Raw genomic sequence first — 3,410 nt, forward strand, 5'->3', positions numbered from 1 at the left:
GCTCGACAGCTACATCATCAACCGCAACGAGAACGCCAAGCCCTTCCGCTGGACCTACAAGGGCACCCCACTCAAGGAAGCAGCCTGACCAACACCCCTCCACGAACTTTCGCGGTGCAGCACTAGGGTGACGGCCTTGGCTCGGCGCGGTCGCCAGCCCGCCTTGGCCCTGTCCTGGCGGTGGACCTTGATGAGCTCCCGTGCGGCACGGGTGCCGGGCTGTCCCTCGAAGCCGGCCCTGAAGTGGGCGGTACGGATTGCGGAGAGGGCCTGGTCGAGGCTGTTGGGTGAGTAGGGCTGGCCGGTCGCTGCGGAGGTGGACCGCATCAGGTGGCCGATGAACTCGGCGACGGTCTGGCTGGTCATGGGGAGCGGGGTGCGCTGCTCGGCTTCGCACCAGACGAGAGCCATCTTCCACCAGCGCTTGTAGGCGCGGTCGGTGTTGTCGGCGATGGAGCGCTTGAGGTCGGCGATGGTCTCGCCCGAGAGGTGTTCGTCGTTTGTGCGTTGAGCTGGCAGATCGGTAACGATCTCAGCGATGTGCACCGGTTCGAGTTCGCTCCCCACGTTCACCCTCCTTTGAGGTGGTATGTGACTAGAACTAGAGTACCGGTTAAGAGAGTTGATATGTGGGAGTTATCGCGAGTTGATGCGGCCAGGGCACAGCAAAGCGCCCCCACCCGAAGGTGGGGGCGGGTCACTTCTCCGCGGTCTTCCCGTCGCCGATCCAGCCGACGAGCGTCTCGAGGACCGCAGGGTCGAGCTGGGCGAGCGCGGCGACCGCGGCCTGGTCGGCGCCAGACAGGTCGACGCCCTTGTCGGTGAGCGCGGCCTCGAGCTGCATCGCACCCTCGTCGACCCGGGGCTCCTCGGGCGGCGGTTGGGGCTGCTCGTCAAGGAGGCCCATGTCGACGAGCGTCTCGGCGTCGGCCATCGGCGGCCGGTACGGGGTCACTCGGCGGGGTTCGGGGTCGTCGTCCATGCCTACACCCCCGTCCGGTTGTACTCCTCGACCAGCGCGTGGGGCTCCGGCGGCCGGCCCACCGGGTTCTTCGCCCACCGGTACAGCTCGTCCACCGTCCAGCTGAAGCCCCGGAGCAGGGCCTCCAGCCTGTACACCCGGCCGCGAAGCGAGCCGTTCTCCTCGTCGACCCGCGTCACCGTGGCTTCCAGCACAGCCAAGTTCGCGGCCTGCTGTACCGGTGCCGACGCGGCGCGGGCCGCCGCCTCGTTCGCCTGCGCGGTGGCGCGTTGCGCGTCCGCCGTCACCTGTGCCGCCCGGATCGTGGCCCGCGCGACAAACCAGCCTCCTCCTCCGAGCACGCTTCCCGCGGCGCCGATCATGGCCGCCCATTCCCCGAAGTTCATCCGCCCTCAGCTCTCCGGGCTCTGCTCGGGGCTGCCGGTACTTCGTACTCGGGCACCGTGCTGGCCCACAGGATCACCCCCACGTGGGAGGTGAGGTACCAAGCGGCGACCCAGGCGCCGCGTGAGTACTCCCCGCCGATGACGGCGAAGAGGTATGCGATCGCCCACACGGCCGGCGGAACCAGTGCGGCGATGAACCCCCAGCGGTCGCGTCCGATCTTCAGGAACGCGCTCGCGGAGGTGATGAGGCCGGCGAGGATCCACAGCCAAGCCCAGTGCTCGATGTCGCACCAGCGGGTGAGGAGCTGCAGGCCTTGCGTGTCGGGCGGGTCCACGATGAAGGACACGCCCCAGCACGTCTTGCCGATGCCCAGGATGAGGAGGAAGGCGCCGCGACGGCCCATGAGACGGCAGGCCCGCCCGACCGCCCGGCACCGCATCTACACCTCCGACAGCGCGGGCCGGCTGTCGCTGGTCGTCGGGGACACCTGCCCGCGGGTGATGAACATGAGGACGGCGAGGACGAGCGCGTTCAAAGCGCCGACAGTTGCGGGGGCCACGCTGTAATGCCAGGCGGCCAGCAGTGCGACACCCGCGGTAATGACGCCGGTGAACGCGGCCGGGGCGATGGGCCGGGTTCTCGCGGCCGTGATGGCGGACGAGCCAGCGGAGATGGCGGCGACGGTCGTGCCGGCCTGGAGGCTGGTCAGGCCGATGTTGAAGGTCACGATGAGGGACAGGACGGCGCTGGCGACGCCGATGGTGATTGCCGGTTCGCGGCCGAGGATCTTCATGGGGTTCCCTTTCAGGACTGCATGCGGGCGGCGACGTCGGCGGCGACCCGCTTGGCGATGTTGTCGGCGAGGATCGGAGACGACGCCACCTTGTCGGCGATGGCGGTGATCTGCTCGGGGGTGAGGGCCACCTGCTGGAGGGTGCCGAGCTTGGTCGTGATCCCGTCGAGCTTGGCGTTCTGCCCGGCGTGCACGCTGTCCATCCAGACCATGGCCGCGCCGGTGCGGATCGGGGAGTTGGGGGGTCCGGACTCCGTGTGGGACCAGACGGCCTTGGCGACCTTGTCGAGGTCTTCGGCGGTGAGCGGCATGTCTTCCTCCGTGGGGGCGGTCTGTCCGTTGGCCCGAGCGACGATGCTCGGGAAGATGATGTTCTTGAACTGGGCGACGCGTTTGTCGCCCGGGCAGGCGGTGCCCGACACGGCCCAGTCGGCGTGCAGGCGGTGGTAACCGAAGCCCGGATCCGATGCCGAACGACAGACCCGCAGTGGGATGCCGTGCGTCTGGTGCAACCACACGCCGAGCCGGATGAGACCTTCGACCTGCGCGTCCGTCCACGGGTCGCTGTGGTCGTCGTTGGATGCGGTCTCGATGGACACGGCCCCAGTGCCGTCGCTCCTGCGGTTCGCGAGGTAGTTGGCGTCGGCGCGGGTCTCGGTGCCGATGTACTGGGCGATGCTGCCGTCGTAGGACTGTCCGAAGTGGGACTCAAGATTGGTGCTTTGGTCCCAGTATTCGTAGGTCCGCTCCTTCGTCCACGTCGCGGCGATCGAGTGGAGGATGAACTGTGTGGGCCGGATGGCAGGCTGCGAGTCGGATTCGGGCTGCAGTTCCATCTTCGTGGCGCCGGGGTACCAGGCCATGGTCACACCGGCCAGTCGAGCTCGGTCTCGGCGGTGGCCGAGCGCTTGATGGCGGTGATGCTGCAGTCGAGGTCGGCGGCGAGGGCCTGCGCGAATTCCCACAGGCGAGCCTCGAACGCGGGGGTCGCCACGTTCGGAGTCTCCGGGGTGCCGATCACGAACGGAATCCCGCCGGTGTCACTGCTCCACAGCAGGATCCGGTAGACGGACCCGCCCTGCTCAAGGGTGGGAAGAACGGCCATGGTGTGCTCCTCGGTGGCTAGTGCAGCGCGTTGCAGGTCCTTTTCCGGTTGGGCGGGTTGGGTGCGGTCACGCCTCGTGGTCGGCGAGGTGGACGATGGCGGCGGTGTCGAAGGCGTCGTTGGGGTGGCCGATGTCGGTGCCG

At 68.4% G+C, this 3,410-nt stretch carries 7 protein-coding genes; all 7 read right to left on the reverse strand.

Annotation, left to right across the window (positions count from 1 at the left end; translation table 11 throughout):
- Window positions 1–54 precede the first annotated feature (54 nt).
- A complete protein-coding gene (locus OTB19_RS42180) occupies window positions 55–567 on the reverse strand; it encodes a hypothetical protein (protein WP_267804154.1) in 513 nt (170 codons plus the stop codon).
- 130 nt (window positions 568–697) lie between these two features.
- Window positions 698–982 carry a hypothetical protein gene (locus OTB19_RS42185; RefSeq protein WP_267804155.1) on the reverse strand — a complete coding sequence of 95 codons (285 nt, stop codon included), beginning with the start codon at window positions 980–982 and terminating at the stop codon, window positions 698–700.
- Window positions 983–984: 2 nt separating this feature from the next.
- On the reverse strand, window positions 985–1,368 hold the full coding sequence (locus OTB19_RS42190) for a hypothetical protein (protein WP_267804156.1): 384 nt from the start codon (window positions 1,366–1,368) through the stop codon (window positions 985–987).
- Window positions 1,365–1,772: a hypothetical protein gene (locus tag OTB19_RS42195; RefSeq protein ID WP_267804157.1), complete on the reverse strand. Its 408-nt coding sequence runs from the start codon at window positions 1,770–1,772 to the stop codon at window positions 1,365–1,367. Before OTB19_RS42195 ends, OTB19_RS42190 begins: the two co-directional genes overlap by 4 nt.
- A gap of 36 nt (window positions 1,773–1,808) precedes the next feature.
- Window positions 1,809–2,162, reverse strand: coding sequence for a hypothetical protein (locus OTB19_RS42200; protein ID WP_267804158.1), 354 nt, complete (start codon window positions 2,160–2,162; stop codon window positions 1,809–1,811).
- An 11-nt stretch (window positions 2,163–2,173) separates the two neighbouring features.
- Window positions 2,174–3,025 carry an N-acetylmuramoyl-L-alanine amidase gene (locus OTB19_RS42205; RefSeq protein ID WP_267804159.1) on the reverse strand — a complete coding sequence of 284 codons (852 nt, stop codon included), beginning with the start codon at window positions 3,023–3,025 and terminating at the stop codon, window positions 2,174–2,176.
- A 2-nt stretch (window positions 3,026–3,027) separates the two neighbouring features.
- Complete coding sequence (locus OTB19_RS42210; RefSeq protein WP_267804160.1) at window positions 3,028–3,267, reverse strand: hypothetical protein; 240 nt, start codon at window positions 3,265–3,267, stop codon at window positions 3,028–3,030.
- Window positions 3,268–3,410 lie beyond the last annotated feature (143 nt).

The organism is Streptomyces sp. H27-H5, from assembly GCF_026627505.1.
Lineage (GTDB): Bacteria > Actinomycetota > Actinomycetes > Streptomycetales > Streptomycetaceae > Streptomyces.